The organism is Bacillus sp. AK031, assembly GCF_053903065.1.
On record NZ_CP096424.1, the window covers coordinates 3,095,774 to 3,109,802 of the forward strand.

General features: G+C 38.1%; 12 protein-coding genes. 6 read left to right on the forward strand and 6 right to left on the reverse strand.

Annotated elements, in window-relative coordinates; genetic code table 11:
* Positions 1–48: 48 nt before the first annotated feature.
* Positions 49–984, reverse strand: a complete 936-nt coding sequence (locus M1E09_RS15875) for a beta-ketoacyl-ACP synthase III (RefSeq protein ID WP_456271814.1) — start codon at positions 982–984, stop codon at positions 49–51.
* A gap of 808 nt (positions 985–1,792) precedes the next feature.
* Here M1E09_RS15875 and M1E09_RS15880 point away from each other — a divergent pair.
* A complete protein-coding gene (locus M1E09_RS15880) occupies positions 1,793–2,023 on the forward strand; it encodes a hypothetical protein (RefSeq protein ID WP_456271815.1) in 231 nt (76 codons plus the stop codon).
* A gap of 38 nt (positions 2,024–2,061) precedes the next feature.
* Here the strand turns inward: M1E09_RS15880 and M1E09_RS15885 are convergent, their stop codons facing one another.
* The 4 genes from M1E09_RS15885 to M1E09_RS15900 form a co-directional block, all read right to left on the reverse strand.
* Positions 2,062–2,256, reverse strand: coding sequence for a ComZ family protein (locus tag M1E09_RS15885; protein WP_456271816.1), 195 nt, complete (start codon positions 2,254–2,256; stop codon positions 2,062–2,064).
* Between the two features lie 2 nt (positions 2,257–2,258).
* On the reverse strand, positions 2,259–3,218 hold the full coding sequence (locus tag M1E09_RS15890) for a BMP family ABC transporter substrate-binding protein (protein ID WP_456271817.1): 960 nt from the start codon (positions 3,216–3,218) through the stop codon (positions 2,259–2,261).
* Positions 3,219–3,407: 189 nt separating this feature from the next.
* Positions 3,408–4,175 carry a hypothetical protein gene (locus M1E09_RS15895; protein ID WP_456271818.1) on the reverse strand — a complete coding sequence of 256 codons (768 nt, stop codon included), beginning with the start codon at positions 4,173–4,175 and terminating at the stop codon, positions 3,408–3,410.
* 23 nt (positions 4,176–4,198) lie between these two features.
* The gene (locus M1E09_RS15900) at positions 4,199–4,942 is read right to left on the reverse strand and encodes a hydrolase (protein WP_456271819.1); all 744 of its coding nucleotides are present in this window, start codon (positions 4,940–4,942) and stop codon (positions 4,199–4,201) included.
* Positions 4,943–5,580: 638 nt separating this feature from the next.
* On the opposite strand from M1E09_RS15900, the gene M1E09_RS15905 reads away from it, so the two are divergent.
* The 5 genes from M1E09_RS15905 to M1E09_RS15925 all read left to right on the forward strand — a co-directional run bounded on the left by M1E09_RS15905 (position 5,581) and on the right by M1E09_RS15925 (position 11,079).
* Positions 5,581–6,732: a HesA/MoeB/ThiF family protein gene (locus M1E09_RS15905; RefSeq protein WP_456271820.1), complete on the forward strand. Its 1,152-nt coding sequence runs from the start codon at positions 5,581–5,583 to the stop codon at positions 6,730–6,732.
* Positions 6,729–7,913: a hypothetical protein gene (locus tag M1E09_RS15910; RefSeq protein ID WP_456271821.1), complete on the forward strand. Its 1,185-nt coding sequence runs from the start codon at positions 6,729–6,731 to the stop codon at positions 7,911–7,913. The genes M1E09_RS15905 and M1E09_RS15910 overlap by 4 nt, the downstream gene beginning before the upstream one ends.
* A gap of 14 nt (positions 7,914–7,927) precedes the next feature.
* The gene (locus tag M1E09_RS15915; protein ID WP_456271822.1) at positions 7,928–9,169 is read left to right on the forward strand and encodes an MFS transporter; all 1,242 of its coding nucleotides are present in this window, start codon (positions 7,928–7,930) and stop codon (positions 9,167–9,169) included.
* A gap of 213 nt (positions 9,170–9,382) precedes the next feature.
* Complete coding sequence (locus M1E09_RS15920; RefSeq protein ID WP_456271823.1) at positions 9,383–9,565, forward strand: YjzD family protein; 183 nt, start codon at positions 9,383–9,385, stop codon at positions 9,563–9,565.
* A gap of 183 nt (positions 9,566–9,748) precedes the next feature.
* A protein-coding gene (locus M1E09_RS15925; protein WP_456275017.1) for an IS1182 family transposase occupies positions 9,749–11,079 on the forward strand; the annotation gives its coding sequence in 2 pieces (ribosomal slippage) (positions 9,749–10,289 and positions 10,289–11,079; 1,332 coding nt in all).
* 262 nt (positions 11,080–11,341) lie between these two features.
* Here M1E09_RS15925 and clpB read toward each other — a convergent pair.
* The gene (gene clpB / locus M1E09_RS15930; protein ID WP_456271824.1) at positions 11,342–13,933 is read right to left on the reverse strand and encodes an ATP-dependent chaperone ClpB; all 2,592 of its coding nucleotides are present in this window, start codon (positions 13,931–13,933) and stop codon (positions 11,342–11,344) included.
* Positions 13,934–14,029 lie beyond the last annotated feature (96 nt).

Sequence of the window (14,029 nt, forward strand, 5' to 3'; positions counted from 1 at the left end):
TTTAGATTTAGTTTGTATCTCGATAAAATTAATTTGTTATCCAAAAAGTTAACGGCCCCATTTAAGAACAATGGCACCCCATGTCAATCCGCCGCCAAAACCTACCATTACGAGCACATCATCCTCTTTAATCTTGCCGGCCTCCAATTCCTCAACCAGCGAAATGGGGATTGATGCAGCCGATGTGTTTCCGTATTTTTGAACGGTTTTAGACATTTTTTCTTCAGGCAGCTCAAGACGCTGCCTGGATGCTTCCATGATTCTGATATTAGCCTGGTGAGGAATGAGGAAATCGACATCCTCTTTTTTCAGTCCAGCTTTCTCAATTACATTGAGACTTGATTCTCCCATTTGCCTTACAGCAAATTTGAAAACCTCCCTGCCGTTCATATAGATATAATCATTGTCTTGAAACAGATGCTTTCCACCTGAGCCATCAGCCCCCAGTTCAAAGGAAAGGATTCCTCTTCCTTCGGAAACAGGGCCCATCACTACAGCTCCAGCTCCGTCGCCAAAAAGAACTGCCGTGTTCCTGTCGTTCCAGTCTGTGATTTTAGATAATTTTTCCACACCAATAACCAGAATATGTTTGTACGCATTATTCTCAATGAATTGTTTGGCTGTTATCATGCCGTACATAAAACCTGCACAAGCCGCACTCAAGTCCATCGCGGCAGCACGCTTTGCCCCCAGCCTCTCCTGCAACATTGTTGCGACAGAGGGAAAAGGTTTATCAGGTGTCACTGTCGCTACCAAAATCAAGTCTATTTCTTCCGGTTCAATCCCGGCATCCTTAATAGCATTTTTCGCTGCCTCATAACTCATATCGGAGGTGTTAATATCATCGCTTGCAATTCTTCTTTCTTCAATCCCTGTCCGGGTACGGATCCATTCATCAGAGGTATCAACTATTTTTTCCATATCAGCATTCGTCAATACTTTTTCAGGTACGTATCTTCCAATTCCGATAACCCCAGCATTCATAAACTTCCCCTTCTTTCTGGTTTTATTGGCGCAGGCTGTCTGACTCCCCAGAGTCAAATAACTGCGTATGTAAATGTTTATATCCCAACTATGAGTTAATATTTATATCAATTATTATGACTTGGTACTAATTTTAACGAATATTTTCTTTTGTTGCAAGATTTTTTAGGAATCCACTGAGTTAATTTTTTGTTAAAGAGTGATGTTTTTTAGGAACCTAAATAGATGGAAGTGCATGATCTCCGCTCCAGGTGCGCGACTCCGCGGGGCGGGCGGTGAGCCTCCTCAGCTTCATAAAAAGCGGAAGCGGCCGTTCAGCACCGTACGGATTGGAGGGCTCCTGCATGAGATAAAGGAATCACAACGAACAAAGTGAGTTGATGATTACTTATCGCAAGGAAGGAGACCGAAATCCGCTAGGTGCTGGCCGCTGGAGCTGGATTCGCCTGCGGGGTTACGTTCCAGTGGGTACGTAACCTTGGTCTCACCTGTCCCGCTAATCCCGCAGGAGGTCGCACACCTTCCGCTCCAATCAACCGTTGTTTCTATATTTAACTGAACCATTAGTTTCTAGTACTAAGAAACAAATTTGCTTCTATAATCGGGTTCCAGAAAACTCACCAATAACTGAAGTAGCATCAGAAATAATGCAGTTTGTTAATAGATAAAAAAACATTCCACATTTAAACCTGAATAACAACATTATTAACTAACAAATCCTTTAACTAATATACGTTTGTCTATACACCCGGGGCACATATACATACTCTAATAAAAAAGGGAAAACAAGATGAAAGGAGTCAAGCATATGGATCAAAATACATCACGACAGCATCCTTTTGATATCATGGTCAGAGGGAGAAGGCAGGAACACTCTCATGATGAGCACGGCGAAAAGAACGTATTGAGCGAAACTTCGGAAGAAGATATTAACTATGGGGATCTTATGGCTCATGTTGAAACACTCATGGGGGCTGCTTCCGAACTGAAACCAATCTTTAATAAATTCTTGCCGCTGCTAAATAAATGGATGAAATGATTCAATGTAAATTTAAAAAAAGATTGACCCTATAAGGATCAATCTTTTTTCATTTCCTGAAGTGCGTCTTCGCGCCCTAATTCATATGCTTCATTCATTACTTGCGTGAAGAGATTCATGAACGGCTGAATCATCTCCATAGATAATTCAACACCAGACTGTTCGAGCTGTTCTTTCGCTTCAGGTAAGTATTTCATAGCGATTTGCATAAACTCCATATTCTTATCCTGCATTTTTATTCCTTCCTTTCATTAGGCAATTCACCTGTTTTAATATAATGGTCAATATCTTTTTCAATGTCTTCACGGAACTTTTGATCGACTAAAGGACTGAACCTCCCCATCGAGATGACACCATCTTGAAAGTCGAAATGGATGTTCCCCGCTTTAAGGTCACCTTTGGAATACCTATCTGCAATCAATTTATAAAGCTTGTCCACATGCTGCACAGTACTGGTCAACACCGTGGATTCTCCCATATCCGATTGATCGGAAACAAACCCAATGGCAAATAAGCCTCTTTCTTTAAGTTCTTCAATAATTGAAACATTATATCCGTCACCAGCTGGGTAGACAACATCAACCTGTTTCTTCAACTGCCTATAAAGCAGGACCATCGCCGCTTCATTATTATTCCAGTCATTTGTATAATCAACATGAACTTTCACGTCTGTATCCTGATAACGGGCACCTTCAATGAACCCCTTTACCTCAGGCTGCCACGCAAAAGCAGCTACAATACCGATGTTATCCGTTTGTGTTTGATGAGCGGCTGTCATACCACCAAAAAAACCCATTGCATATGCTTCGAAATTGACACTTGTCGTATTGGAATTGATTGCATTACCATTAAAGCTGACAAAATGTATCTCCGGATATTCGTTGGATAGTTCATTGAAGATAGGGGCATATTCCTGCCCATGGCCGAAAATCAAGTTAACACCTTTACTCTCATATTCAGCAACCGCCCGTTTTATAGCATCTTCGGAAGCCATTCCCTCTTTATAATAGACATCCACACCAAATTCAGATTGAATTTTCAATAATCCTTTGTACCCTTTTGTCCCCCATACTTGATCACTCACCGTTTCAGGAACAAGCAGTCCAGCCTTTTGCAGGCTTCCGTTATCTCCCTGTTGAGCACACCCGGCCAGGGAAAGCAGCAGAAGCAGGACAACGTAAATTTTTTTCTTCATTATAGCATCTCCTTAAGGATGTCATCCCACAGGACTCTTTTTCCTGTATTAAGTATTGACATCTTCATTCGCAGCGAAAATCCTGCGAATCCCTTCCGCAAAAAGGATTTCTTTCAGGGAGGGTTTGACTTCTCTATTTTACATGGGAATAAGTATGTTGAAAAGAAAAATTTAGCAGTGTGTTCTTCGTTAGATATTTCGCTGAAACTCGATTATTTCCTCGAGCGTTGAAGAAAACTCAACTTTAATGTTCTCCAGGCCTTCCGGACATAAGTTTTTAGTGTTTTGCTTTTCTCTCATATCTGCTGCCTGGTCTTTATCCAATAATTGATGAGTTTTCTGCCAGCTGTCAGGAGTACTTGAGATCAAGAGGTATTCCTTTGATTCTTTTTTCTTATTTATTATAGCATGCGCTGCATCTCTTACGAATATTGCATTACGGGTGTCATCGATAAATGGTGAATTTTGTTCCTGGTTGGTAATCAGCTGTTGAAATAAAAAGGTCTCGGGCTGATGAGGTCCAATCAAAGTCGGAACATAAACCTTCGATTGAACTTCAAATGGCTCTTCATCAAGGAATGTCAAGAATCCGGACAGCTCTTCTTCATCGACTCTATGGGAAAGAACGGTTGGTACCAGCACCACTGCTGTTCCCAGTCTCTTGTCGCTTTTCCCCAATACGTTCATGACTCCATCGTAAAAGTCCTGCTTCTCTTTCTTGTCCTCCGTTAGAATGTCATATAGATTTATATAGAAAACAATCTTTCCGTCTTTGCCTGTTAAATCTTGATGGAGGGGCTGGTAGGTGATATTGGAATTCCTGCCAACTTCAAGCCACCTCTCTCCCGCCTCATCATGTTGATCGACAGCCAAAACCTCATACCCCTCTTCCAACAAGACCGAACACAGTTCAAAGCCGAGAAACCCTAGGCTGCCAGCCACTATTGCTCTTGTCATGTTTAACTCTCCTCCCGCTTCTGTTATAGTTCGTCTTCATGCCTGGAAAAGTAAGATACGATTTTCAAAGAAGCTTTGTATCTTTTTTCAGGCAGAATGAAGAATACTTCTCCCGGTACCTGATTTTTGTTCCGCTCCATATATATATCTTTTATGAGAGGAAATTGATTTTTATAACGGGAGCCTGCTATCGATTGGATTGTATATAACGGGGTTTTTGCCTGAATAAACGATTCTCCATCTTTTACTTTCTCACTTATTATCTTCTCACACTGCTCTTCGCTAATTTCGTAGCTTTTTGAAATTTCTTTTTTTAACTTTTTATAAAAAAATTTTTGTTCCTTTTCTTGTGAAAAATGTTCATAAAGAGATACACAAGGTGTGAGCATTACAACTGACCGAATCTGACTTTCTAATGAAGGAAGAAGTTTTTCAATTATCAACCCTCCCATCCCTTCGGCTAAAATGTGAATTTTTTCATTAATGATCTCTGTCCGTTTTATATAGTGATACAGCCGCCGGGCAAGACTGACAGCTTTATCACTTGCCCAGTTCGTACCGTATAAATTCGAGTAAAAAACAAGATACCCTTTGTCTGTCAGTTCCTTAATGATTGATTTCCTTGTTTCCTGCTGCAGCCAGAAGCTGCTCTGCTCATCAACATAATGATTGACATCCCCAAGAATAAAAACGGCAAATCCATTGGGTTGAAAAGGGTAATGTATAATACAATGTTCATTTTCAATTTTAAAAATTCGTTGGCTCATTTAAAATTTCCCCTTTTAACAAGCTGTCATCTCAATAGATAATTTACATTTGCACATAATCGCAAGATGCAAAACACAATTTGTCATAATATTTTATGAAGAAAATTTATCTATGTATAGATGTCAGCCCACAATTTTTAATATCAAAATTTTTTGATAATTTTCTAATCTTAATACCTAAAAACTAATTCCTCAATAATCACACCAAAAATTCAGTATATTCCTATAGTTATAAAAATTTGCAATTAAGTTAGTTTTTCGAAGAATGCTTAGGTTGAACTGTTAAAAGTGACAAATTATCCTAAATTCATACTTTAGAATCATGTTGTATTATATAAATTGTAAGAAATACATGAAAAAAGGCGGTGTTAATATGAAGAAAATCTCAATTAAAAAAGTAGAGAAATTAGTTCCTTTAAAACCTCTTCCACACTTTTATTAATCAACAGAGGAGATACTAATACATAATGAAAAGGAGGAATACATTTTGAAAAAGATCTCGATTAAAAAAGTAGAAAAGCTTGTACCATTAAAACCACTACCACATTTCTATTAAGAAACAAAATATTTTTAAAAAAGGCTTAAGGATTCAACATCCTTTAGCCTTTTTAAATAACCACTAAGAAAGGGCGGTTTTCATGAAGCCTCAATTTAAGAAATCTTTTACATCCTTAATAGAGAATAATGAAAGCATACTATTATTTTTTGAAGATGATTGCTTGGAGATTCAAGATCCAGACAAAGAATTTAAATTACTTATTGATCAATTAACCGGTACTCAAAGTATTGAGGAAATAGCCAATAAATTAAATTCATCTACTGAGGTTATTCTTGATGTAATTCTTGACTTAAATGAGTATGGTCTAATAGAGGATTTTATACATAATGAAGAAACTGATTTAACAGATAAAGAGAGGGAACGATATCGTTCAAATTTAAATTACTTTAGTAATTTTTCAAATCTAAAAGTAAGCAGATACTCTTACCAAGAGAAGTTGAAAGACTCAAAAGTAACGGTTTTAGGCCTTGGTGGCAGCAGTATTATTTTGAGTTGTTTGGCAGGTATGGGTATAGGGAGTATTGTAGGCTTAGATTTCGATGAAATTGAACTCAGCAACTTAAATAGGCAATTTTTATATAATGAAAACGATGTCGGCAATTTGAAAACCGCGGCGGCCAAAACCGCTCTTAGTAAAATGAACAGTGATATAAACATAAATGTGTATAATCAAAAAATTACTAGTGCAGCAGAATTATCGATGATAATTGAAAATTCCGATATTATCATCAACAGTATAGACCAGCCAAGTATACTATCGACAAGGTGGGTGAATTTTGCGGCAGTAAAACATAATATTCCAATACTTCAAGGCGGCACAGGGAGTAAAAAATTGCTTTTACAGAGATTTATGCCTAACAAAGGTGGTTGTTTCGATTGCTACCTTATTCAAATCCTTAAGGAAAATCCAGATTTTGAGCAAGAATTAAGGTATATGTATGGAGAAATCCTGGAAGGCAGAAATACTGCATTTGCACCTAACGTTGCCTTCTTGGCTGGTTTAATATCCAATGAGACGGCCAATATTTTATGTAACTTCAATAACAATACGGAAGAATCAAGTGTAACTACTGAATACAACTCTATAACAATGAAAGAAACTGCTTCGAAAGAATGGGTAAAATTAAATATTTGTCCAACTTGTGGAAACACAGAAAAAAACAGTGAACCGGTTGATCTTGACACTTTAATTTTCATCGCCAATAAACAAAAGCAGGGCTTGAAAATATGAATAATATTAGTGATAATTCTGTGGTTTGCACTCAACTTTCCATTCAAAAAGATGCTGAAGAATTTATTATTGGAAGTGTTTTTAATAACGTTTTCATTAGAGTCCCGGAAGAAGCTGTTATTCTGATCGGATATTTGGATGGGAGTAAAACAATTGATGAAATTAGAAATATACTTAAAGTAGAACACCAGCTTGATATTGATATTATCGACTTTATTCAGGATTTATTAGAGCTGGAATTAATCTTCTCCATAGACGGTAATAGATTACATAATAATGTGAAGAAACAAAATAACTGGCTGGTGGGAATCTCATCTATGGCATTTAACAAATTCACAAATATTTTATATCTTATATTATTCTTAAGTTGTTTTGGTATTTTTATTATTAGAAAAGACCTTTTCCCTACCTATAATGATATTTTCGTGTATGACACTATGGGAATAAGCCTTCTAATTCTAACGGCTACAACATGGTTCTTGACTTTTTTTCACGAGTTAGGACACTACCTAGCTACAATAAAATTGGGGGTTCCAGTAAAGTTTCAGTTATCGCTAAGACTATATTGGCTTGTTGTGGAAGCAGATGTTAGTGGATTATGGTCTGTTCCACAGAAAGCAAGATACGTCCCCTACCTGGCTGGAATGGCTTTTGATGGATTGCTATTATTCTTAGCACTTACTATTCAAATTCTGTTCCCTTCGTTTTTTCCTGGCTTTTTTGCTATGTCTAGTTTGCTTTTGATATTAACATTTGGTTTTCATTGTCTAATTTTTCTCAGAACGGATATTTACTATGTAATAATGAACTTATTAAACATACCCAGTCTTCATGATCACGCAAAAGAATATATAAATTCATTAATATGGAAAAGAATGGAATCACCAACTGTAAGTTTAAGTAAAAAAGAACGTTTTTATATAAAAGGGTATTCAACAATTTATATTCTGGGATCTTTTATAGCCCTAACCTTATTGTTTTTATATACGATACCAGGATCCTTACTATTAATAAAGAATACATATAATCAAATTATTAGTATTAATTCATCAACTTTCTACTTTATTGACGGTTTAATTACCTTATTAATAATCTTATTTAATTGTATTTTATGGATTTTCGGAGCAGTATCTAAATACAAACAACAATTAATGAAACCCTATTCTAAAATAGGGAATTAAGAGGAGAAATCATTATGCTAAAACCATTAAAAAACAAAAATTTCTTCCTCCTATTTTTAGGAAGATTAATTACCAACATCGGAGACAGCATCTATGCGATCGCGGCTATGTGGCTTGTGTATGACTTAACTAAAGATCCCCTATTTTCCGGGATTGCGGCAGCATTAACAATGGCTCCAGGAGTATTCACATTTTTAATTGGCCCACTTATTGACAAATGGTCACTAAGAAACATTTTAGTAAGGACACAACTTCTTGAATTCTTTCTCATATCTCTTATCCCTTTAGCTTATTATCTTGGCGTATTAAATGTCTGGCTGGTTTTAATTGTAATGCCCATCGCTGCATTTATTGAACAATTTGTATATCCCGCCCAACAGTCAGCAATGCCAAGAATATTGTTAAAAGATGATTTGGTTGAAGGAAATTCTTTGATGTCTTTTGCTTATCAGGGAACAGATTTACTTTTCATGGGTATATCAGGTATTATGATCGTTTATTTTGGAGCTATTAACCTTTTTGTTGTAGATGCCTTTACTTTTCTTTTAGCAGCGTTTCTATTTAAGTTAATAATAGTTCCAAAACAAAAATCTCAAGATTCCCTTTACGACAGCGACTCGCCAAAGAATTATAAACAAGAATTAATTGAAGGATTTAACGCAGTTAAAAATAGTTTCATTTCAAAATTCCTAATTCTAATTATTTTTGCGAACTTTATTTTTGGCTCCATCCAAGCAATCCTTCCTGCTTATGCCGATTACCGAGGAAGCTCTGCCTACTTAGGTTTTTACCTGGCAGCCTTAACAGGAGGAATTTTAGTAGGTTCACTGGGTGCTGCTATCCTTAAAAAATTGCCAATTGGTGTTACAGTTATAATTGGCACCTTTTTCTCTGCATTTCTTTGGCTTGCTTCAGCAATGGTTGAACACACTTTTGTATCGGTTATTCTATTCGGTTTCTCCTTTATTCCCATCGGGTATTTGAACGTTAATATTTTTTCAATTTTACAAGCTAGTACACCAGAAAATTTAATTGGAAGAGTGTTTTCGTTTATCGGGAGTATTACAGTCCTATCAATGCCGGCAGGTGCACTGGTAGGTGGAGCAGCCGCAAAAATATTCGGTGCAGAGACTGTTTTCTTATTCGGCTGTATAGGTAACTTTTTAATTGCCTTCTATTGGTTATTTTCTCCTGCCTTAAGAAAGTATAAATCTTTAATTTCTCTTGATAAGTCAGATCAACAGGTATCTGCTTAATTCTTTAACATGAGGACATGTGTCTAATTTATTTTTTCAACGTTAATTTTTATTTTTCTTCACAAATAATAAATATGAAGATTTATTATTTGTTTCTCTTATGGTACTATAATACAGAAAAAGAATTATCGTTGAAGGATGAAGGGCTTTTCTTCCTTCTTGAATCTCTATGATGATAACTATACATAGATGCAAGGAATTGAGGTGAATGTTTTGAAATACTTTTGGACTTTCTTTTGGACTTTTCTGCTGGTAGAAATGCTTACGTATGTAGTCAGCTCAATGACTGGCGCTCACTTTGAGTTCGAGACTGGCGCAATATTGGCTGTTGCAGCAACAATCTTGATCTTTATCGTTTCAATGATCATTCCGAACGACCCTGTTGAGAAACATTAATCTTTCTGACAGTGAACAGCAGACAAAAAGGAGAACCCCTATTGCGGGTTCTCCTCAGGCTGTCGAGAAAGTCTCGACAGCCTTTCCTTTTGTTTGAATACTTTAATAATTCACCGCGTTAATATGTTAAAATATAATTATAAAACAAAGGTGGGTGTTATCGTGTTTAATACTAGAAAAGACATGCAAAATGAAATCGAATTTATCTCAATTGAAGAGTTAGTCCCCCAAGATCACCTTCTAAGAAAAATCGATCAGTACATAGATTTCTCCTTTATCCTCGAAAAGGTTCGTCCTTACTATTGTGAAGACAACGGGCGTCCTTCATTAGATCCCCTCGTCTTATTTAAAATGATGTTTATAGGTTATTTATATGGAATTCGTTCCGAACGCCAACTTGAAAAAGAGATTCAAATGAATATAGCTTATCGTTGGTTTTTGGGTCTTCGACTCGGTGACTCCGTCCCTCATCACTCCACCATCAGTTGGAATCGTCATCATAGGTTTAAAGGAACGAATATTTTTCAAGAGATCTTTGATGAAATCGTTCTTCTGGCCATCAATCATAAAATGGTCGGCGGAAGAGTTCTATTTACTGATTCAACGCATCTGAAAGCGAATGCTAACAAACACAAATTCACCAAAAAAGTCGTAGAAGTCGAAACACGGGAATATGTGGAAGATTTAAACAAAGCTATTGAAGAAGACAGGAAGAATAACGGAAAAAAGAACTAAAGGACCGCGAGGAGGTGAAGGATACAAAAGAAATAAGAAAAAGTAACACAGACCCAGAGAGTGGATTTATGTCGCGTGACCAAAAACAAGAGATGTTTTGTTATTTAGATCACCGGACGACCTATATGAAATTCAATATTATTACCGATGCCTTTGTCACTCCTGGTAATGTCCATGATTCTGTACCTTACCTTCAGCGTCTTGACCGTCAGATTGAACGATTCAATTTAGAAGTAGAAGCTGTCGCATTAGATTCCGGGTATCTCACGAATCCGATTTGTAAGGGGTTGGCTGATCGTACAATATACGGAGTAATAGCTCATAGAAGATACCATCCTACAAAGGGGCTTTTTCCAAAATGGAAGTTTATTTATAACTCAGAAGAAAACCACTATATTTGTCCAAACGGCCAGACTTTGCCTTACCGCACGACAACCCGTGAGGGGTATAGAGAATACAAATCCGATCCTAAACAATGTGCACAGTGTCCTCTTTTACAAGAGTGTACACGTTCAAAAAACCACCAAAAGGTAGTGACACGCCATGTTTGGGAGGAACATAAAGAACAAGTAAGGTTGAACCGGTTGTCAAAGTCCGGAAAAAAGCTTTATAAATTTAGAAAAGAAAAAGTTGAGCGAAGCTTTGCAGATTCAAAACAACTGCATGGGCTTCGCTATTGCCGGTTAAGGGGAATACAAAATGCAAGTGAGCAGGTGTTGCTTACTGCAGCTTGCCAGAACATGAAAAAGATTGCCACACACCTAGCCAAGAAGGGCTAGGTGTGTGGGAGGCTATTTTCAGTAAAATTTGGAGGGTAATTTCAACAATATATTTAACCACAAAAAAAGCTTGTAGAGAAAAACACTAGGTTTCTCTACAAGCTGAGGAGAACCCCTATTGCGGGTTCTCCTTTTGTTTCGTTTATATTGTTACTATCAACAAGGTCAGCGTGATTTCCGCTCGGGCATGTGACTCCAATTGACAATCGCTGATTAATCACTTGGTTTAGTAATATATCCAACCTAATCTGGGTATGTTCATTTATATGAAAACAATCTCACCGTTACTTTCATTGATTGTAATGATATCACCCGGTTTTATGCGGCCCGAGATGATTTCCCGTGCCAATTTCGTTTCGATATTCTTCTGAAGGTAACGTTTTAACGGCCTTGCACCATATACGGGATCGTATGCCCCTTCCGCAATGAATGCTTTTGCAGCTTCGCTGATCTTCATTGTAATATCCTGTTCTTTCAAACGTTCCTGAAGTTCTTTAGCAGTGTTTTCAACAATTCCTTTGATATTTTCTATACTCAGTGGTTTAAAGAGGACAATATCATCAATACGGTTCAAGAACTCCGGACGGAAGGAGGATCGTAATTGACTCATTACCAGATTTTTTGTCTTCTCATCGATTTCTCCAGCCCCCTCTTCTCTCTCTAATAAAAATTGAGAGCCGATATTGGAGGTCATTATGATAATCGTATTCTTAAAGTCCACGGTCCTGCCCTGTGAGTCAGTGATTCTTCCATCATCTAAAACTTGAAGCAGGATGTTAAATACTTCAGAATGAGCTTTTTCAATTTCATCAAGAAGTATGACTGAATATGGTTTTCTTCTAACGGCTTCTGTCAGCTGTCCGCCTTCTTCATACCCCACATAACCCGGAGGTGCACCAATCAGCCTTGATACTGCATGTTTCTCCATATATTCAGACATATCTATTCTGATCATTTGATCCTCACTGTCAAACAAGGTATGGGCAAGGGTTTTCGCTAATTCAGTTTTTCCGACACCGGTTGGCCCAAGGAAGATGAATGAACCGATTGGTCTATTGGGGTCTTTTATCCCGGCTCTTGCCCTTAATACTGCATCACTAACGAGCTGGACCGCTTCATCCTGTCCGATGACCCTTTCATGCAAAATACTTTCGAGTTTCAGGAGTTTTTCCCTTTCCCCCTCAATGAGCTTGCTTACTGGGATTCCAGTCCACCTTGCGACGATTCCGGCAATTTCTTCTTCTGTGACTTCTTCCCGCAGCAACCGGCTGTCCTGCTCCTGCAGCATTTCACTTTCAAGTTCTTGAAGTTCACGTTCTGCAGAAGGTATCTTCCCATGCCGGAGTTCGGCAGCTTTATTGAGGTCATATTCCCCTTCTGCTTCGTCAAGTTTTCTGCGAAGCCGGTCCAGTTCTTCCCTCTTCTCCTGAAGTGAACTAATTTTATCTTTTTCCAGCTGCCATTTTGCCTTCATGGTATCTCTCTCTTCTTTAATATTTGCTAGTTCTTCCTGTAAGAGGGATAAGCGGCTTTGGCTTGCTTCATCTTTTTCTTTCAACAATGCTGCTTCTTCTATTTCAAGCTGCATGATTTTTCGTGTCACTTCATCCAGCTCAGAAGGCATCGAATCTATTTCAGTCCTGATAAGCGCACAAGCTTCATCCACCAGATCAATTGCTTTATCCGGGAGGAATCTGTCAGTTATATACCGGTCGGACAAAGACGCGGCTGCGACAATTGCTTTATCATGAATATTGACCCCGTGATGGATCTCAAACCTTTCCTTTAATCCCCTTAAAATAGAGACGGTATCTTCTACATCAGGCTCTTTGACCATCACTTGCTGAAACCTGCGTTCTAATGCCGGGTCTTTTTCTATATATCTTCTGTATTCGTTCAGCGTCGTGGCTCCAACGCAATGAAGTTCTCCTCTTGCCAGCATTGGCTTCAACAGATTTCCTGCATCCATTGCCCCCTCTGTTTTTCCGGCACCGACAATGGTATGGAGTTCATCGATAAAAAGCAGGATTTTCCCTTCGCTCCGCTTGACTTCATTCAACACTGCTTTTAGCCTTTCTTCGAATTCCCCCCGGAATTTTGCGCCTGCAACCAGCGCTCCCATATCCAGCTCGAAAATCATCTTATCCTTTAAGCCTTCCGGGACATCCTTCCTCACAATTCGTTGAGCAAGGCCTTCGATAATTGCTGTCTTCCCAACACCAGGCTCTCCTATCAACACAGGATTATTTTTGGTTTTCCTGGACAGAATTCGTATTACATGGCGAATTTCACTGTCTCTTCCAATAACGGGGTCCATCTTACCCGTTTTAACTTCCGCTATTAAATCTCTCCCATACTTTTTTAACGCTTCATACTTTGCTTCAGGGTTTTGGGTATTCACACTTTCGCCTCCCCTTATTTGTTTGATAATTGTTGTGACCTTCTCCTTTGTAACTCCCCGCTCTTCCAGATAGGTTGTCAACTTATGCTGTTTCTGCCTGTATAATGCCAGAACTAAATGTTCTACAGATACATACTCATCTTTCATTACGGTTTTGGTTTTCTCTGCATCCTGGAACACAATGTTGATATCCCGGGAAGCATATTGGCCATAGGCGACTCCTTCTCCAGAGACTGCCGGCTTTTCATTCAGCAGTTGTTCGATATATAGTTTTAGTTCACTGGTATCCAAATCACATCTCATATATATAGAAGTTAATAATCCATCTTCCTGCAGCAGTAATGCTTTCCAAAGGTGAAGAATTGTAATGTCTGTATGACGATGCTCGGCAGCAAGCTGGCCTGCAGCCACAATGGCATCCTGCACTTTATAGGTGAAACCATCGATATTCATAGCACTCCTCCATATCCTGACCATTATTGACCTTTAACTTCATTATAATTATTCCCACAAAAAAGTAAAGCCATCCGCCCATGGATGGCTTTACTT

Excerpts from the sequence above, each read along its gene's own strand:
- M1E09_RS15915 (WP_456271822.1), top strand. The coding sequence starts at position 7,928 with ATGCTAAAACCATTAAAAAACAAAAATTTCTTCCTCCTATTTTTAGGA.
- M1E09_RS15875 (WP_456271814.1), bottom strand. The coding sequence starts at position 984 with ATGAATGCTGGGGTTATCGGAATTGGAAGATACGTACCTGAAAAAGTA.
- M1E09_RS15905 (WP_456271820.1), top strand. The coding sequence starts at position 5,581 with ATGAAGCCTCAATTTAAGAAATCTTTTACATCCTTAATAGAGAATAAT.
- M1E09_RS15900 (WP_456271819.1), bottom strand. The coding sequence starts at position 4,942 with ATGAGCCAACGAATTTTTAAAATTGAAAATGAACATTGTATTATACAT.
- clpB (WP_456271824.1), bottom strand. The coding sequence starts at position 13,933 with ATGAATATCGATGGTTTCACCTATAAAGTGCAGGATGCCATTGTGGCT.
- M1E09_RS15910 (WP_456271821.1), top strand. The coding sequence starts at position 6,729 with ATGAATAATATTAGTGATAATTCTGTGGTTTGCACTCAACTTTCCATT.
- M1E09_RS15880 (WP_456271815.1), top strand. The coding sequence starts at position 1,793 with ATGGATCAAAATACATCACGACAGCATCCTTTTGATATCATGGTCAGA.
- M1E09_RS15890 (WP_456271817.1), bottom strand. The coding sequence starts at position 3,218 with ATGAAGAAAAAAATTTACGTTGTCCTGCTTCTGCTGCTTTCCCTGGCC.
- M1E09_RS15885 (WP_456271816.1), bottom strand. The coding sequence starts at position 2,256 with ATGCAGGATAAGAATATGGAGTTTATGCAAATCGCTATGAAATACTTA.
- M1E09_RS15895 (WP_456271818.1), bottom strand. The coding sequence starts at position 4,175 with ATGACAAGAGCAATAGTGGCTGGCAGCCTAGGGTTTCTCGGCTTTGAA.